We start from the raw sequence: 16104 nt of genomic DNA, 5'->3' as shown, positions 1-16104 counted from the left end.
AATCGAAAAACGCGCTTCACTTCATCCCCACCGCTTCGTCACCTGCCCATGGGAGCACATGTCGCGCCCCAATGTCCAAACCCGCGTACCAATTTTCGTCAAGATCCATAGCGAGCAGCGGCGCGGACTGTCGACCTGATTTCTGGCTGACGACAAATCTCGCCCATCGCTGACTCTTTTCTCGATCCTGAACCGTCTTAGCTACAGTGAAACACTGGAGCAGGGTCAAATGAGCCTCAAGGATAAGAAAATCGTGGTCACCGGCGGCAGCCGGGGGCTTGGCCTCGGATTGGTCGAAGCGCTTGTCGAGCAAGGTGCCAGCGTGACCGTGGTCGCGCGCGGCGTCGAGGCGCTGCGGGCGGTAGGCGCGCGGCTTGGGGTCGCCACCATCGCGGCCGATGTCACGGACGAGGGCGCCGCCTATCGCATTCTCGGCGAGGTCCGCCCTGACATACTGGTGCTCAACGCCGGTGCCACGCCCCGGATGGGGCGGTTGGACCAGTTGAAGTGGGAGGACTTCTCCATCGCCTGGGAAACCGATGTCAAGGCCGGGCTCTACTGGCTGCAGGCGGCGCTGAACCTGCCGCTCGGGGCGGGCAGCCGGGTGCTGGTCGGGTCGAGCGGTGCGGCCGTCACCGGGTCGCAAATGTCGGGCGGCTATGGTGGCGCCAAGCGCATGCTCTGGTTCATGGCCAAATACGCCAATGGCGTGGCGCGGGAGAAAGGCCTCGGCATCCGCTTCCAGGCGATCCTGCCGCGGCAGATGATCCTCGACACCGGCATCGGCGACGCGGCCGCCGGCGCTTATGCCGGCTCGATGGGCATCACGCCGGAACAATTCGTCACCCGCTTCGGCGCGCCAATGCCGCCCCGGGCTTTCGGCGACAGGGTGGTCTCGCTGCTGGAAGACCCGCAATATGGCGAGGGCGTCGTCTTCGGCCTCAGCGGCGACGCGGGGGTGACCATCATGGAGAGCGCGGGTCCTTGAGCGACGGAAAGCCAGCGGTGGAGCACGACCGGCAGGAAGGGCTGCTTGCCCTTGCCGCCGCCTTGCGGCCGGAGCTGCACCGCTATTGTTCGCGCCTGATGGGCTCGGTCATCGACGGCGAGGATGTCGTGCAGGACACGTTCGCGCGCGCCGTCGTTGCCCTGGAGGAATTGTGTGAAGTGCCTCGGCTCAGGCCCTGGCTGTTCCGGATCGCCCACAACCGCGCGCTTGACCTGTTGCGCAGCCGCGCGATCCGCGTTGCCGAGCCTATCGAGGCGGCGCTCGAGATAGCCGACGAAGCCGACCCAGTGGAGGTGCTGATGCGCGGGCAAGCCGTGCAAACCGCCGTGTCGCGCTTCGCCGAGCTTCCGGTGCCGCAACGCAGCGTCGTCGTCCTCAGGGATGTGCTCGACGAGCCGCTGGCCGACATCGCCGCCCTGCTCGGCATCACCGTCGATGCGGTGAAGGCGCATCTGGCGCGCGGCCGCGCCCGGCTTCGGCGGATCAACGCCGAGGCCAATCCGCTCCCCGATCAGCGCATCGCATCGGCGGCCATCCTGCGTTACGTCAATCTGTTCAACCGACGCGACTGGGACGGCTTGCGCGCACTGCTGGCCGACGATGTGAGGCTCCATCAGTCCACGCACAAGCCGCGCGCGGGGGCCGCCGACGTCGGCATGTTCTTCACCATCTATGCCAAGAGCGACGGCTTGTGGCTCAGGCCGGCATGGGTCGAGGGCCGCGAGGTGATCGCGGTGTTCGAAAACCGGGCCGACGCGAAACCCAGCCATTTCATGTGGCTGGAATGCCGCCACGGCCGGATCAGCTTCATTCGCGACTACCGTTATGTCCGGTACGTTCTCGACGACGCGGAACTGGTGCTGGCAAGGTAAGACGTCGTGCCTTCACGGGATGAGGGCGGAGACCTCGCGGTCGGACGGACGCTCGCTCGCGGCAAGCCCGGAGGCCACGCCGGCGCGGTCGGCGGCGTTGCGGTTCTGGCTCATCTTGCGCTTGCCTTCGAGCCTCACGACCGGCATGCGCAGGCCGACAATGCCGCGAAGCTGCGACTGGATGAAGTCGGGCGGCGCGTCCGACACCGCCCAGGGCGCGGCGCGCGCCCCTTCATGCAGGTTCGTCAGCCGGGTGACGACCTCCAGCAGCCTGTCCGCATCGTCGAAGAACTCGACCGGCCCATAGGCGTGGACGGCGGCGTAGTTCCAGGTCGGCACGACCTTGCCGGTTTCCTGCTTGGTCGCGTACCAGGCCGGCGTCACATAGGCGTCCGGCCCCATGAAGATGGCGAGCCCGTCGCCGATCGAAGGAATACGCCACTGCGGGTTGGCCCTGGCCAGATGGCCATGGATGACGCCATGCTCGCCCTCGGTTTCGTCGAGAAAGAGGGGCAGGGGAGTGGCGAGCGGCCCGTCCGCCGTGGCGGTGACGAGGTTGGCCAGCCGCGCGGCGCGGATCGTCGCCATGAGGCTGTCCTTGTCGTCGTCGCGGAAGGCGGGCGGCGTGTACATTTTGAACTCCTTGCGTTGGCCTGACAGATGCCACACAATTCGGCCCGTTGGAAATGTCCCAGTTTCGAAGAGTCCAGATGTCCAGTTGATCCGGGACGGAGCCGCGGTGCTGGCCGGGTTGCGCTGAAATCAGCCGAGCAGGTTGCGCGCCGTGCGCATGAAGATCCTCGAGCCGATCGGGATCAGGTCGTCGGGAAAGTCATAATCGGGATTGTGCAGCGCGGGGTGGCGTTCGCCGGCACCGAGGAAGAACATCGCCGACGAGGCGCTGTGGCCGAACAGGCCGAAATCCTCCGAGGCGCGCATCGGCAGGGCTTCCTCGCCATGCGCGACGCTCTCTTCGTCGAGGGCGCGCCGCAGATGCTCGACCGCATCGGGTGCGTTGACGCTGGCGACGAAGATCTCGTGATAGTCCCAGCTGGCGGAGAGGCCGTGCCGGCCGGCGATCTCCTTGACCAGCGCCTCAGTGGCCGCACAGAGGTCCGCCATGCGCTCGTCGCGGCGGGTGCGCAGCGTCGCCCAGACCTCGGCGTAAGCAGGCGCGATGCCGAACACCGCCTCGCCCATTCGCGCATGCGTGACGGTGATCATGGAGAAATCATCATCGGCGAAGGTCGCGCGGCCGAGCGCGGGCAAAGCCGGCATCAGCTCTGAGATCGCCGGCATGGGCGAAGTTCCGGTCTCGGGCATGGAGGAATGCGCGGTCTTGCCCTCCAGCACGATGCGCATGCCGCGCGAGGCGCAGTTGACCACGCCGGGCTTGAGCCTGACCTCGCCGAACGGCACGCCGGGCAGGTTGTGCAGCGAGAAGGCGAAATCGGGCGCGATCTCGCCAAAGCGGGGATCGGCGACGACGCCGGCCGCGCCATTGCCGGTTTCCTCCGCCGGCTGGAACATCAGCACGACGCGGCCGCTGGCCGGCCGCTCGCGGCCGAACTGGCGGCCAAGCGAGGCCAGGATCGCGGTGTGTCCGTCATGGCCGCACATATGCGACTTGCCCGGCACTTGCGATGAATGCGGCACGCCGGACAGTTCCTCGATCGGCAGCGCATCGAGTTCGGACCGAAACAGGACGGTCGGTCCGTTTTTGCCGCTGTCGTAGATGGCGGCGACGCCGTGACCGCCGAGGCCGGTCAGCACCTTGTCCGGCCCGGTGTCGGCGAGAAAGGCGACGACCTCGTCCGCCGTCTTCTCCTCCTCGTTCGAGATTTCCGGCTGGCGGTGCAGCTTGCGCCGCCACTCGGTCAGTTCGACAATGTCGCGATTGGTCAGGGTCATGGTTTTTCGCCTCCACTGCAGTCCTGTGCTAGCGATAAACGGCCGTGCCTGCCACGGTCCAACTCCCAGGCTTCGGCGGGCCAGACACGGCACTCCCTTGTGGATCGGCTACCGCACGCGGTTGGGGCAGAGCGCCTTGAACTGGTCGAGTGTGTAGTCGTAGCCCGAGGCGCCGGAGCCATCCAGCACCACGTTCTCGTCTACGGCGGTGATCCGGTAATCGGTCGTAACATCGGTGCCCTTGTTGCGGCCCTGGAACAGCATCTTGGCGCCATAGAAGGTGGTGAACTCGCCGGTCTTGCAGTTGGCGGTGATTTCGAAGTGCAGCGGCGCCTTCATTTCCGCGTCGATGCACTCCTCGGTGAAATCGTGGCCATATTCACGGCAGTAGACGCGCGCCTTCCGCCTGTCGTGTCTGGCCAGGATGCCGGCGTGCGTGGAGCCGATCCCTGACTTTTTGACGATGGTGAGCTCCATCCCGACCCGTGAGCCGTAGTAGAGCGTCGCGGCGCCCGCCGGCGAGGCCAGAATCACGGCGCAAAGCGCAGCCAAGAGACGTGGCATGGAAACTCCTCCCCTGGGACAGAGGATTGACGCGCGGCATCATCCGGTCAAGCCTTAATGCGGCCCTGCACCTGCGCTTCCCTGGGCGGGCTTCAGGTGAGGTGGACCGCATTTTGCCGCACCTGGCCCAATCGCCTCGGCCCGGGAAACGGATGGTCATTATGAGACGATTGTTTATAACGGTCGCTGAAATCGCGATACCAAGGGGAGACGATGCGCTACATACGTCCGCTTTCAATCGAAGATGCCGTCGGCCAACTGGCCGGGTCGGCCGGTCCGGCCGCCATTCTTGCCGGAGGCAGTGACCTGCTGGTGAGGATGAAGGGCGGCTTTGTCGAACCCGAGCTGATCATCGACATCAAGTCGATCGCCGGCTTGCGCGACATCAGGGAAACCGCCGACGGCTTCAGCATCGGGGCCGCCGTGCCCTGCGCCGTGCTCGGCGAGAACGCCGCGCTCAAGAAGGCGTGGCCTGGCGTCGTCGAAGCGGCGAAGCTGATCGGCTCCAAGCAGGTGCAGGGACGCTGCACCATTGTTGGCAATCTGTGCAATGCCTCGCCGGCGGCCGACAGCGTGCCGGCGCTGGTGGCGGCTGGCGCCAAGGCCGTGGTCGTCGGCCCGTCGGGCAAGCGCACCATTGCCGTGGAGACGGTGCCGACCGCGCCGGGCCGGACATCGCTCGCCAAGGGTGAGATCATCGAGGCGATCCTGCTCGACAAGCGCGCGCCACGCTCGGCCGATGCGTATCTCAGGTTCATTCCGCGCACCGAGATGGACATCGCCGTGGTCAGCGCCGGCGTGAACCTGACGGTGGACGCAGCCGGCGTCGTGACGGCGGCCCGCGTGGCGATCGGCGCCGCCGCGCCGACCGTGCTTTTGGTGGAAGAAGGGGCGCAGGCCCTGATCGGCCGCAAGCTCGACGAGGCAGCGCTAGAGCGGCTGGCCAAGGTCTGCGCCGGGGCCTGCCGGCCCATCGACGACAAGCGAGGCACAATCGAATTCAGACGCAAGGTTGCGGGCGTGCTGGCGAGGAGAGCCGCACAGACCGCCTATGCACGCGCAGGAGGCAAATGATGGCTGGTGTAGCTGTTTCAACCACAATCAACGGCGACAGCGTCGAATATCTCTGCCAGCCCGACGAGACGCTGCTCGACGTGCTGCGCGACCGGCTCGGGTTGACCGGCGCCAAGGAAGGCTGCGGCACCGGCGATTGCGGCGCCTGCAGCGTCATCGTCGACGACCGGCTGGTGTGTTCCTGCCTGGTGCTCGGCGCGGAAGCGGAAGGCCGCCGCATCGAGACCGTCGAGGGCATGGCGCATGGCGATACGCTGCACCCGCTGCAGCAGAAGTTTTTGGAGCACGCCGCCCTGCAATGCGGCATCTGCACGCCCGGCTTCCTGATCGCGGCCAAGGACCTGCTCGCCAAAAACCCCGACCCGACCGAGGAGGAAATCCGCTTCGGCCTGGCCGGCAATCTCTGCCGCTGCACCGGCTATGACAAGATCGTGCGCGCCGTCCAGGACGCGGCAATCGTTATGAAGGGAGCCTGAGATGAATTTCGATCCGCGATTTTCGGGGCGTAAATTCGCATCCGTCGGCACGCGCCCGATCCGTCCCGACGGTGTCGACAAGGTGACCGGCCGCGCCCGCTACGGCGCCGACTTCAACATGGCCGGCCAGCTGGTCGGCCGCGTGCTGCGCAGCCCGCACGCGCATGCCAAGATCAGGAAGATCTACACCTCGAAGGCGGAAGCGCTTGCCGGCGTCAAGGCGGTCATCACCGCCGCCGACCTGCCTGACCTCACCGACGGCGATGCCGCCATGTACGACATCCTCGACAATTGCATGGCGCGCACCAAGGCGCTCTATGACGGCCATGCGGTGGCCGCGGTCGCCGCGATCGATGCCCATACGGCGAAGAAAGCGCTGAAGCTGATCGAGGTCGACTACGAGGTGCTGCCGCATGTCACCGATGTCGACGAGGCGATGGCGCACCACGCCCCGCTGATCAACGACACGATCTTCACAGAGGGGCTGGAGGAAAAGCCGGTCAAGCCCTCCAACGTCACCAAGCGCTCGCAGTTCGGCCATGGCGATGTCCATCAGGGCTTCGGGCAGGCCGATTTCATCGTCGAGCGCTCGTTCAAGACCGAGCAGACGCACCAGGGCTATATCGAGCCGCATGCCTGCGTGGCCAATGTCAGCGCCGACGGCACGGCGGACCTGTGGGTCTGTACGCAGGGTCATTTCGTCTATCGCCAGCACTGCGCGCAGCTGCTCGGCATGGAAGCCTCGAAGCTGCGCGTCACCTCGTCCGAGATCGGCGGCGGTTTCGGCGGCAAGACCCATGTCTGGGCCGAGCCGGTGGCGCTCGCACTGTCGCGCAAGGCCGGACGCCCGGTGAAGCTGGTGATGACCCGCGACGAGGTGTTCCGCGCCTCAGGGCCAACCAGCGCCACCTCGATCGACGTCAAGATCGGCGCCCGCAAGGACGGCACCATCACGGCGGCCGAAGCGACGCTGCGCTACACCAGCGGCCCCTATGCCGGCACCTGGGCCGAGATCGGCGCCATGACGGCGTTCGCCTGCTATCGTCTAGACAACGTCAAGACCGTGGGCTTCGAAGTGCTGGTCAACCGGCCGAAGACCGCCGCCTATCGCGCGCCGTCGGCCCCGATGGCGGCCTTCGCGGTGGAAAGCACCGTCGACGAGCTCGCCAAGGAGCTCGGCATGGATCCGGTCGAGTTCCGCATCAGGAACGCCGCCCAGGAAGGCACGCGGTCGTCCTACGGCCCGGTCTACGGCCCGATCGGCATCGGCCCGACGCTGGAAGCGGTGAAGAACCATGCGCACATGAAGGCGCCGCTTAAAGCAAATCAGGGGCGCGGCATGGCCTGCGGCTTCTGGTTCAATTTCGGCGGCCAGACCTGCACCGATTTGAACATCGGCATGGACGGCTCGGTCTCGCTCGCCGTCGGCACGGTCGACGTCGGCGGCTCCCGCGCCTCGCTGTCGCTGGTGGCGGCGGAGGAGCTCGGCATCGCCTATGAGCAGGTCAAGGCCATCGTCGCCGACACGTCGAGCCTCGGCTACAACGACATGACCGACGGCAGCCGGGGCACCTTCTCGTCCTCGATGGCGACGATCTCGGCCGCCCGCAACGCGATAAAAATCCTGCGCGAGCGCGCCGCGCAGATGTGGGACATTTCGGTCGATGACGTGATCTGGGAACAGGGCCACGCGGTCGCCAGGGGCGAGAAGCACGGCAATCTCGGCAAGCTGTCGCTGAAGGAGATCGCGGCGCAGTCTGGCAAGACCGGCGGGCCGATCGCCGGCCACAGCGAGCTCGTCGCCGACGGCGCCGGCGTCTCCTTCGCCACCCATATATGCGACGTCGAGGTCGATCCCGAGACGGGTTCGACCAGGGTGATCCGCTACACGGTGGTGCAGGATGCCGGCAAGGCGGTGCACCCGACCTATGTCGAGGGCCAGTACCAGGGCGGTGCGGCGCAAGGCATCGGCTGGGCGCTCAACGAGGAGTATATTTACGGCAAGGACGGCCGGCTGCAGAACGCCGGCTTCCTCGACTACCGCATCCCGGTCTGCTCCGACCTGCCGATGATCGACACGCAGATCCTGGAAATCCCCAACCCCAACCACCCCTATGGCGTGCGCGGCGTCGGCGAAACCTCGATCGTGCCGCCGCTGGCGGCGATCGCCAACGCGGTGTCGAACGCAGCCGGCGTGCGCATGACCCACATCCCAATGTCGCCGCCCCGCATCCTGGCGGCGATCGAGGCGGAACGGGAAGGCTGAGGGCCAGATGAGGTTCTGATGGTCGAAGTCACGCTCTGGGGCGCGCTGGCCACGACCGCCGGAGGCAAGAGCAAGGTCGAGGTCGAGGCCAAGGACATCAGGGAACTGTTCAGGAAACTGGCTGAACAGTATCCCGGCCTGGAGCCATGGATCGACCGCGGCATAGCCGTGGCGATCGACGGGACGATTTATCGGGATACGTGGAGCAAGGAGCTGCCGCCGGGGGCGGAGATTTTTCTGCTGCCGCGGCTGGCGGGGGGGTGAGGGGGCGACCGGCTCACCTCCATTGCTTAGCCTAGGGTCTCAGACGTCTGAGTGGCCGAGATCGAATTGGCGATCATGGAGCGCGGAAATCTCATCGACTTTTGCCGGCGTGTCGTCGGGCCGGTCTGGTTTCGATCGCTCCTGGGGATAGCGCGCTATCAGAGGGGCAGCCATGACCGACAAGACGCTTCCCACCATCACCGTCTTTGAACGGTCGCCTGATGGCGGCCAGGGACTGGCGCGTGACATGCCCGTTCGCTCGACGCTCGAAGAAGTGGGGCAGCCTTACGGGGTTCGCCTGGTCTCGTTCGAAGCGATGAAGCAGCCGGCGCATCGCGCGCTTCACCTCTTCGGTCAAATCCCGACCTATGAGGAAGGCGAGCTCGCTTTGTTCGAGTCGGGGGGCGATCGTGCTCCATGTCGCGGAGCGCCATGGGGGCCTGTTGCGGGCGATGCGAATTTACGCGGATAGGTTATTCAGCGACAATGCCAACGATAGTTGCGTTGATAAACGCATGCTATCTCCCGCCGCCGGCAGTTCGATCTTCCATCGGGGCGGAAAGAAGGGGGGGCCGGGTGCTCGAAGGCTCGCGCGATAGTGCTGCTTTATGCGGGTTCGCCCCGAGACGCCGGCAACTTCGGGATGCGCCACCCGAGCATACTTGGAAATCTCGCAAAAAAGATTCTGGCAGTCAATCGGCTGCAGCGGCCGAGCACCCAAGCCAGCAAAATGTAATCCAAGCCGCGCGAATGCTCCAGCTTGGCTGTCAGTCACCTCGTATATGATGTCTTCAGCAGACAGCCCGCCCGTGTCGAGGAAGCACTTGGCTATGCCATCGAGTGCGCCAGGCCCAGCGACGACGAAGGTGGATTCGTCAAAGTCCAGCATGGACGAGTAGTTCAGGTCGATGGCGTACTGAAACGCAAGGAAGCGGCCGAGGCCGGGGTAAGGGACAAGGAGGTCAAAGACTTCGCGGAGGCTTCGGGCCTTAGCGACCCGGGCTGGCAAGCCTTCCTCCATCATCATCTTGAGCAAGGCGATATGGTTGGCGTGCTTTCTCACCGAGCCTAATTTCGGTGCCGGCATGATGTAGGCTGCAGAGTAAACCGGCTGGCCGCCAGCCATCATCCGGTCCAAAGCATTGGATATCTTCTCAAGTGAGGTGCTGGCCCAGGACAGTGGTCCGACGATCCTCTCGAGGGACTCCCACGTTTCGATCTTGTTGAAGATTTTGAACAGCAAGGTGCGGAAAAAGAGCTCCTCGACGCTTTGCGATCGGGCATCGTTGTACTGGACGTGACGGATTAGGTACTGGCTTACGCGATCTGCCGCGCGATAGGCATTGGTGAAGCGATACTGGCCAATAATCGGGTCGTTGGTCCATGGACCGATCGGATCCTGCAGGCGCTTGAAGTAAACCTGTTGGCGCTCATGGGCAAAGCGCCAGTAGCTGTCCATAACTGGTGAAAATTTCATTCGAGTGCTCGTGGCAAGACCGGTCCTTCCTAGCCCTTCAGGTCACCCGGCGAAAGCACTAACGACGTAGATGGGCTAAGGCGCTGGGGGCTGGCCTCCAGGTGTCGCGGGTTGTGCCACTGTTGGCGCTGTCGGCGTTGCGGCTGGTGCTGCGGGCGCGGCTGGGTCCACCGATGCAGCAGGCGCTGTCGGACTAGTTACCACCGTGACCGAGGGAGTAGCCGACGGCGGCGATTTTGTGAACTGGCTGACCGTCAGGGTAATGCCGATGCCCAGGAGCAGCGTTCCCAGCCACCAAATAATTGCTTGCTGCTTTTCGACTGCCACCAGCTGATCGGAAATCCTCTTATCGGTTTCGTTGATCTTGATCTCAAGGCCGGAAAGCGACTGGATACCGTCCGCAATATGCTTCACCAGATCAGGTGGAATGTCTTTGTAGCCGATCTTGTCGCCCATCGGTATCTGATCGCGCAGGTCTGCAAACCATATGTGGAAGCAATCTTCGCCACGGAAAAGGTGGACTGAACTCGGCCCGGCGTTGAAGACTGAGAAAATCAGGCGCCCACGAAACCCCGGGTCAACATGGAACCCGGAGACATTGACAAGCCCTTGGAACTTGTAGCGGGCTCGTATCGAAATGAACGCTAGTGCATCCTCTGGTACATAGACGATCTCCTCGGTGATAAGCAGGGCGAACTGGCCTGCGGGGATCTGGAAGTGCTCGCCAGGGCTGAGAAGCTTCTTTGTCTTCAGCTTCGTGTCACTGCCGACGCCTGTGGGGGAGACGTAAATCTCTGCCCCGATCGTCAGCCGATAGGTGGCCCTGTCCAGGAGCTTTGGTTCGTAGGGTTCGATGAGATCATCAAGGCGGCGCTTCAGCTCGTCGTTGCCCCAGAACATCTTCAACCACCTGCCGCCAAGGTCCGATGGAAGATCGAACGGCGCTCGATAAACCTTAGCCGATTGCGATAACGCTCGATGAGACCCAGCTTCAATTCGGCCGCGTATCCAACCACGAGCCTAAATAAGTCTAGGTTGCTTTCGCGCATCATTGTGTTGAAAGGGGCCATTTCCAGATGGTCCCAGGATTCGCACGCCTTTGCGAGAAGTCCCGTAGAAATGGCGAACGATCGGATGAATGTGCTCTGACTCTTAGGTAAGCGAATCGGCACTTCATCAAGACCGGAAATCGAAGCCCACTCGTCTGCAACAGCCTCGCCGAGGTCTTGGTTGATCGTGTTGGCTGTGGCGAGCGTGATGATGAAGGCATCCGTGAGAACCGCCGCGAAGCGATCCGCATCGGCAGCCTCGAAAAAGTAGCCAACATATTTGGCGTTGTGCAGCGCCATGTGTTTCACCCGCTCCGCCAACGGTAGGATCACCACATCCTTGTGAAACGTTTCGTCATGGCGCAGCTGCTCAAGCTGTAATTCGTAGACGAAATCGGCGACCGAGAACGAACTCTTGCGCGCAAGCGTGGTCATGCTGCCTCCTTAATCGTGTAAATCTGCCGACTTGTCGCCAGCAGCGCATCGATATCGCCTAGATTCCATCTGCCACCAGCGCCGGTGTCCAGTTTGGCATAGGTCGAATTAATCGTGAGCGGGCCAATCTCTTGCCCCGCCTCGTGGGCCAAGAAATACTGTAGGCGGGCAAGGCCGACCAGATTTCCAAGCAGGCGCTGGACGTAATAATGGGCGCGATAGGTAGCGTTTAGTCGAACCTTACCGTGGTCCAACTTGATGCTGAGATGCATTAGGCAGGGCAGGTGTCCGTACAAGGGGCGGCGATCGGCCGCCCCATCGTAGATGGCAATGTCGTCGCCAAACGCCTCGTAAACCTCCATCGCATTGCCCAGCCCGAGCTCAAAGGTGGCTTTGTACTGTCCATGCCCTTGGATCTTTTTCAGAAGATCCTTCAGCGGATTATATATGGTCCCGTCTCGATCCTTCTGACGGAGGATGCGCATGGCATAATTGCCCCACTGCCTGTCGGTTCGCACCGCGTGAATCCTCGCCATCCGCTCTGGATAGGTTTCGAAGACCGCGTCCTTGCCGCCTCGAAGGTAGTCCTGCAGCGGAAAAATCGTTTCGGCTACAGTGTTGACCGAAACCCCACCGTGTCCGACGAGGAAGTCGTCGACGCCACCCAGGACTTTGGCATCCGCTTTGGAAAGAGGCGATGGATCGGTGATGTGAAGGAATACGTCGAAGTCCTCATGCTCCGGCAGCGGTCTCAGATACTCGCAGGCTGCCAGCCAGACTTCGGGTGTGCTTGTGCCCTTGATCAGTTGCATCATTGCTCTCGCTTAAAAATGACAGCTGTTTCGTAGAGTTGCGCGTCCAGGTAAGCCTTAGAAACCCAGGCGTGGCCTTTCAGCCCCCAGGCTGTGCCCCAGCTGTTTCTTATCAGCACGTAGAGATCGCCGTTCTGGTCGTACCCGTATCCAACGGCGAGGACGGCGTGACCACCACGCTCCGGATCAGTTGCTGATACGTTGATACGTCCGCTTTGGTCTGGGGTCCTAAAACCCTCGGTGATGACCAACCCCAAAACGACAACACGTTCCTGATCGAGGTGCTCGCAAATCTTCTTTGCCTCAAGTTTGCCGACATCAGCGTCTGCATGAAACAGCTGACCGAGATTGTCAGGTGGCATCCAGTCGGGCGCGTACAGCTGGACCTGTTGATAGGGCCAGATCGCCTCCAATGGTTGACCGTCATCCTGAATGGCGGAGGCAACCGCCCCCATCGCTACACCCATGTCAGGGTTCGCGCCGGGCGAGCGGCCAACTGACTGGAAGTAGAGATACTCGATCGACAGCGACCTTCCGTCCCCACGCGAGTGCTCATGGGCACTCGAAGTTGCGAATGCGAGGCAGCAGGTTCGTCGCCCTTGCCTTTCTGCCGGTGGCAGGTCTGAACGAAAGTCGACCTTTGTTGCGATCACCGCTGGATACCTCGGCGTCGCAATTCGGTCCTCGACAGGCCCTTATCTTCCCTACCGTCCAGCACGACCCGAAGCTGGAAGTCGACCTCATCGTCACCTTCGCTGTCGGCTACTTGACGTTCATGAAGACGAATATCAGCAGAGCCGCGACCAGGCGGTCTGGCGATCACGCTGCGTATGGCTGGTGAGCCATACACAAGCGGCTCACGGGAGAAATCTGACTCATCAGCCAAAACCTTGTAGCCAGCGCGGTCGAGGTCGCTGAGATCCCAATAATGTCCACTGGCCACCATCTCATCGAGATCGAAGCGAAGAAGATCGTCGGGATTGCCACTGACCTTTGAACCAGAGTCTTTGCGCGTGAAGCGCCAGACGTCCGACCAGGAGTTTTCTGGTTTGAATGTTTTGCCTGCGGACGTCTTGAGCTGTGTCACCTTGGTCTTGCGGAGAATCTCTACGTCAGCGCGACTTAGGAGTTGATGGCCAGCGAGACCCCAGCAGGTAGCGGTGTAGCTCGCGCCCATGCGTAACGACAGCTGGTAGACCGTCCGGATTACGGAGATGACCAGTGCCCCATTCCTGCGCTTTGGCATGGTAAATATAAAGCCAGCGCGGCAGGAGGAACTCTGCGGCGAATGCTTCTGCTTGGATTTCCTGGATATCGCCCTTCGATCCCGAGAAGGGATCGCGAGCAAGGATTTGCTGCTCCTTGTCGATGCTACCCTTGTGGTCGAGGATTACGTGTCCCAACTCGTGGGCGGCTGTGAACCGTTGGATGTGCAAACTGCGCTGCGTCGTAACCATGATGCCGCGCAAGGGCGTGGGCAGACAGAACCCCAACGCGGACTCAAGTGGCTTGAAAATCAGCGCGATGTCGAGTTCGGCGACGGCCTCGAATATGTCGACCTGTCCGCCCGTCTCCGTCGCCCGCTTCTCCAGATCCAAAGCCCGATGAACGCGCTTTGCTTCCGCAACTGCCCATAGCCTTGCCGCGGACGTCGGCGATCTAGCCATTGTCCGTTCTCTTTGCTGGTCGAGCTTGAAGGAACTCAGCGAAGCGAAGTAGCTCTTGGCGATCCGCGTCAGAAAGGTCCTTAGCAGCCCGGGCCAGTGCCGTGACGGTGGCGGGGATCTGCTCCGGTGTCGCCTCTCCGGTTAGGTACTCGATCGCTTGTCCATACAGCCGAGCGAAATTAGCTAGTTCTACGGCATCAACCTTTCGTCGGCCGTTCTCGATCTGCGAGATCGCCGAGCGCGGTATGCCGAGCGCGTCAGCGGCGTCCTCCTGCTTCAGTTCCTGATATTCTCGAGCTTTGCGCAGGCGTTCGCCAATCTCCTGCCATCGATCCCGTTCGTCTGCCATGTCATCCCCCTTACGCTGCAGCCTTCACGAGCGGCTTCTTGACCTTCAAATCCTTCGTGTAGACCCGCCGAAGCAATGGCACCAAATGGTCGACCATTTCTTGGAAGTCGTTGTAGCCACCCGGCTTGATGATCTCTGGCGGCAACTCAATGCCAAGGATCTCTTCCGTGATCACAGTAGTGTCCACAACGCGCTTGGAATCAATGGCAGGCCTCGCAGAGACGACCGACCCTCCAGTGCCACTTGGAGCGGATGTAGAGATAAGGTCGTCGATTGAAGTGGTTTCGTTGTCGAACCACTGTTTAAGACGCTCAACAAGCTCCGGCTTTTTTGCGTCGAAGGTCTTCCCGAGATCATCGATGGCTACGTCCATGGCATACCTCGTGTTCGAAAATCGAACATAACTATGGCGTTTTCGTTAGAAAAGTCAACTCTCGTCGAAATCAGAGAGCGGCTCCAAAGAAGATTGCGGTCGCGCCGGCTACGCCGTCCTTGCAAAAAGTGTCAATAACAATAAGGCCTTGCTGACCTCTACCGGCGATAGCGTTCATGCGACGCAGTGCGCCTTTCGAAAGACGTGCCGTCCCCGGCAATTCGATTTCGATGCAGGTCCATTGCACCCCTGCGGTCATACCGGTCCCTAGGGCCTTCGAGCATGCTTCTTTGGCGGCGAACAGCTTAGCGACATATTCTGCGTTGTCCCAAGACGGTGCTCTGCCCAACTCGGCTGGCGAAAGGATTTTGTTCACCCAAGGTCGACCGAGGTGGTCCAACGAGTGCCGTATCCGTCTAACATTCACAAGGTCGCTGCCCAGTCCCATGATCTTCATAATCTGGGCCTCAGTGGGTAAGCAGGCTTGATAAACGTCGGCGACACTCGCCACTTTGATCTCGAATTTTTCGAGGGTGCTTTAGAATACGTCGTAAGCGACATGTGAGCCAATTCGCGTGCCTGATCGGTTATCATCTGGACGAAAGGAATCTCCTAAAGTCAACACTGTCAACAACATTGAACTTGGCGATGTCACACGCCACGATCGCTTGGCAATTATATACTGTCCGCCGCTTGGCGGCGCAGGAATTCAAGGTATTCAGGAACTGCGTGCTTCGGCTTTCGTGTCAAGTTGAAACTTTCCAGGAAGACGACGCACCTCAAAGCGTTTTACTGATTGCTATTTGCTCACCTCTTTCAACGCAACGGTTATGAGCTAGCAGATAGCGAGGTTTATTTAAATCCACTTTGCAAGTCAGCTTAGGCCGGAATCGGTAACGCAGTTTTCGGCGTCCGCGTGGCGGGGCGAATGATCGGGTAGACACGTGCCTTGTCTGCAGTGCTCGCCGTTCGGTCGCCCGCCCGGGCACTTCGATCCTGAGTTGTGTCTCCCCCCACCCTCACAGCAAAAACGTCTGCCTCTCCCTTATGTCGCCCGCGCCAATCCCTTCCTCAACCTCGCGCTTGCCGCCAACATCGCATTCCCCTGCCACCCCTCCAGCATCGACCGCAGCAGTTCCGCCTACCCCGCAAGCACCGCGACCTTCTCCGCCAAGGCCGCAAGCGTGTCTGCTTCCTGGCGGCAGCGCTGGGCCATCCGTTCGTTCGGCACCGGCTGGTGGCGGATCGGGCCTTTCTAGTGCACCGACCTCGCAGCTTGCGCCTCAAAGGACCTAATCATGCGGCCTTGCCGTGGTGCCGATCGCCCAAGCGTACGCGGAAACGCCCCGCGTCGACCACGGAGCCAGCAAAGTGCGAATCCCGGTCGCGAACTTCGGTCCGACGCAATCCGGACCGAAACCGTTCCCGCGTTCCCGGCCTTGCCCTACGCCCCAACCATTCCCGCCACCTTTGCCCGCCCATACACCAACCCAGCCACCGCCTGAT

The 16104-nt window shown here is 62.1% G+C and carries 18 protein-coding genes and 1 pseudogene; 7 read left to right on the top strand and 12 right to left on the bottom strand.

Translation table 11 applies throughout. The features are described 5' to 3' along the window. The first annotated feature begins 229 nt into the window (after positions 1-229). Both FJ434_RS22915 and FJ434_RS22910 read left to right on the top strand, forming a co-directional pair. Positions 230-988 carry an SDR family oxidoreductase gene (locus FJ434_RS22915; protein WP_140750684.1) on the top strand — a complete coding sequence of 253 codons (759 nt, stop codon included), beginning with the start codon at positions 230-232 and terminating at the stop codon, positions 986-988. Beyond that, positions 985-1881: a sigma-70 family RNA polymerase sigma factor gene (locus FJ434_RS22910; protein ID WP_140750682.1), complete on the top strand. Its 897-nt coding sequence runs from the start codon at positions 985-987 to the stop codon at positions 1879-1881. The genes FJ434_RS22915 and FJ434_RS22910 overlap by 4 nt, the downstream gene beginning before the upstream one ends. A 12-nt stretch (positions 1882-1893) precedes the next feature. Here the strand turns inward: FJ434_RS22910 and FJ434_RS22905 are convergent, their stop codons facing one another. The 3 genes from FJ434_RS22905 to FJ434_RS22895 form a co-directional block, all read right to left on the bottom strand. Further along, on the bottom strand, positions 1894-2514 hold the full coding sequence (locus FJ434_RS22905; RefSeq protein WP_140750680.1) for an FMN-binding negative transcriptional regulator: 621 nt from the start codon (positions 2512-2514) through the stop codon (positions 1894-1896). Between the two features lie 129 nt (positions 2515-2643). After that, on the bottom strand, positions 2644-3792 hold the full coding sequence (locus FJ434_RS22900) for an amidohydrolase (protein ID WP_140509257.1): 1149 nt from the start codon (positions 3790-3792) through the stop codon (positions 2644-2646). 108 nt (positions 3793-3900) lie between these two features. Continuing rightward, positions 3901-4356 carry a hypothetical protein gene (locus FJ434_RS22895; protein ID WP_140509255.1) on the bottom strand — a complete coding sequence of 152 codons (456 nt, stop codon included), beginning with the start codon at positions 4354-4356 and terminating at the stop codon, positions 3901-3903. 213 nt (positions 4357-4569) lie between these two features. On the opposite strand from FJ434_RS22895, the gene FJ434_RS22890 reads away from it, so the two are divergent. The 5 genes and pseudogenes from FJ434_RS22890 to FJ434_RS22870 all read left to right on the top strand — a co-directional run. Continuing rightward, entirely contained in the window at positions 4570-5430 is an 861-nt protein-coding gene (locus FJ434_RS22890; protein WP_140509253.1) for a xanthine dehydrogenase family protein subunit M, read from the top strand. Beyond that, positions 5430-5906, top strand: coding sequence for a (2Fe-2S)-binding protein (locus FJ434_RS22885; RefSeq protein WP_140509251.1), 477 nt, complete (start codon positions 5430-5432; stop codon positions 5904-5906). The genes FJ434_RS22890 and FJ434_RS22885 overlap by 1 nt, the downstream gene beginning before the upstream one ends. A gap of 1 nt (position 5907) precedes the next feature. Continuing rightward, on the top strand, positions 5908-8172 hold the full coding sequence (locus tag FJ434_RS22880) for a xanthine dehydrogenase family protein molybdopterin-binding subunit (protein ID WP_140750678.1): 2265 nt from the start codon (positions 5908-5910) through the stop codon (positions 8170-8172). Positions 8173-8190: 18 nt separating this feature from the next. After that, positions 8191-8436, top strand: a complete 246-nt coding sequence (locus tag FJ434_RS22875) for a MoaD/ThiS family protein (protein WP_140509248.1) — start codon at positions 8191-8193, stop codon at positions 8434-8436. A gap of 172 nt (positions 8437-8608) precedes the next feature. Then, positions 8609-8882: pseudogene (locus FJ434_RS22870) on the top strand (glutathione S-transferase N-terminal domain-containing protein); the annotation flags it as partial. A gap of 14 nt (positions 8883-8896) precedes the next feature. On the opposite strand, the gene FJ434_RS22865 reads toward FJ434_RS22870, so the two are convergent. The 9 genes from FJ434_RS22865 to FJ434_RS22825 form a co-directional block, all read right to left on the bottom strand. Next, positions 8897-9913 (bottom strand): nucleotide kinase domain-containing protein, encoded by a 1017-nt coding sequence (locus FJ434_RS22865; protein WP_181166028.1) that lies wholly within the window; start codon positions 9911-9913, stop codon positions 8897-8899. A 75-nt stretch (positions 9914-9988) separates the two neighbouring features. After that, positions 9989-10813, bottom strand: a complete 825-nt coding sequence (locus FJ434_RS22860; RefSeq protein WP_140750676.1) for a deoxycytidine triphosphate deaminase — start codon at positions 10811-10813, stop codon at positions 9989-9991. 2 nt (positions 10814-10815) lie between these two features. After that, on the bottom strand, positions 10816-11397 hold the full coding sequence (locus tag FJ434_RS22855; protein WP_140750674.1) for a hypothetical protein: 582 nt from the start codon (positions 11395-11397) through the stop codon (positions 10816-10818). Beyond that, a complete protein-coding gene (locus FJ434_RS22850) occupies positions 11394-12209 on the bottom strand; it encodes a hypothetical protein (protein ID WP_140750672.1) in 816 nt (271 codons plus the stop codon). The genes FJ434_RS22855 and FJ434_RS22850 overlap by 4 nt, the downstream gene beginning before the upstream one ends. Further along, positions 12209-12862 (bottom strand): C1 family peptidase, encoded by a 654-nt coding sequence (locus tag FJ434_RS22845; protein WP_181166027.1) that lies wholly within the window; start codon positions 12860-12862, stop codon positions 12209-12211. The genes FJ434_RS22850 and FJ434_RS22845 overlap by 1 nt, the downstream gene beginning before the upstream one ends. Further along, entirely contained in the window at positions 12859-13296 is a 438-nt protein-coding gene (locus tag FJ434_RS22840; RefSeq protein WP_140750669.1) for a hypothetical protein, read from the bottom strand. Before FJ434_RS22840 ends, FJ434_RS22845 begins: the two co-directional genes overlap by 4 nt. A gap of 25 nt (positions 13297-13321) precedes the next feature. After that, the gene (locus FJ434_RS22835; protein WP_140750667.1) at positions 13322-13876 is read right to left on the bottom strand and encodes an ImmA/IrrE family metallo-endopeptidase; all 555 of its coding nucleotides are present in this window, start codon (positions 13874-13876) and stop codon (positions 13322-13324) included. Further along, positions 13869-14225: a helix-turn-helix transcriptional regulator gene (locus FJ434_RS22830; protein WP_140750665.1), complete on the bottom strand. Its 357-nt coding sequence runs from the start codon at positions 14223-14225 to the stop codon at positions 13869-13871. The genes FJ434_RS22835 and FJ434_RS22830 overlap by 8 nt, the downstream gene beginning before the upstream one ends. Before the next feature lie 10 nt (positions 14226-14235). After that, positions 14236-14598, bottom strand: coding sequence for a hypothetical protein (locus tag FJ434_RS22825; protein ID WP_140750663.1), 363 nt, complete (start codon positions 14596-14598; stop codon positions 14236-14238). Between the last annotated feature and the right edge of the window lie 1506 nt (positions 14599-16104).

It is taken from the genome of Mesorhizobium sp. B2-5-13, assembly GCF_006440535.1.
Lineage (GTDB): Bacteria > Pseudomonadota > Alphaproteobacteria > Rhizobiales > Rhizobiaceae > Mesorhizobium > Mesorhizobium salmacidum.
Note: the sequence above shows the minus strand (reverse complement) of the source record. Positions and strands in the feature narration are given on the sequence as shown.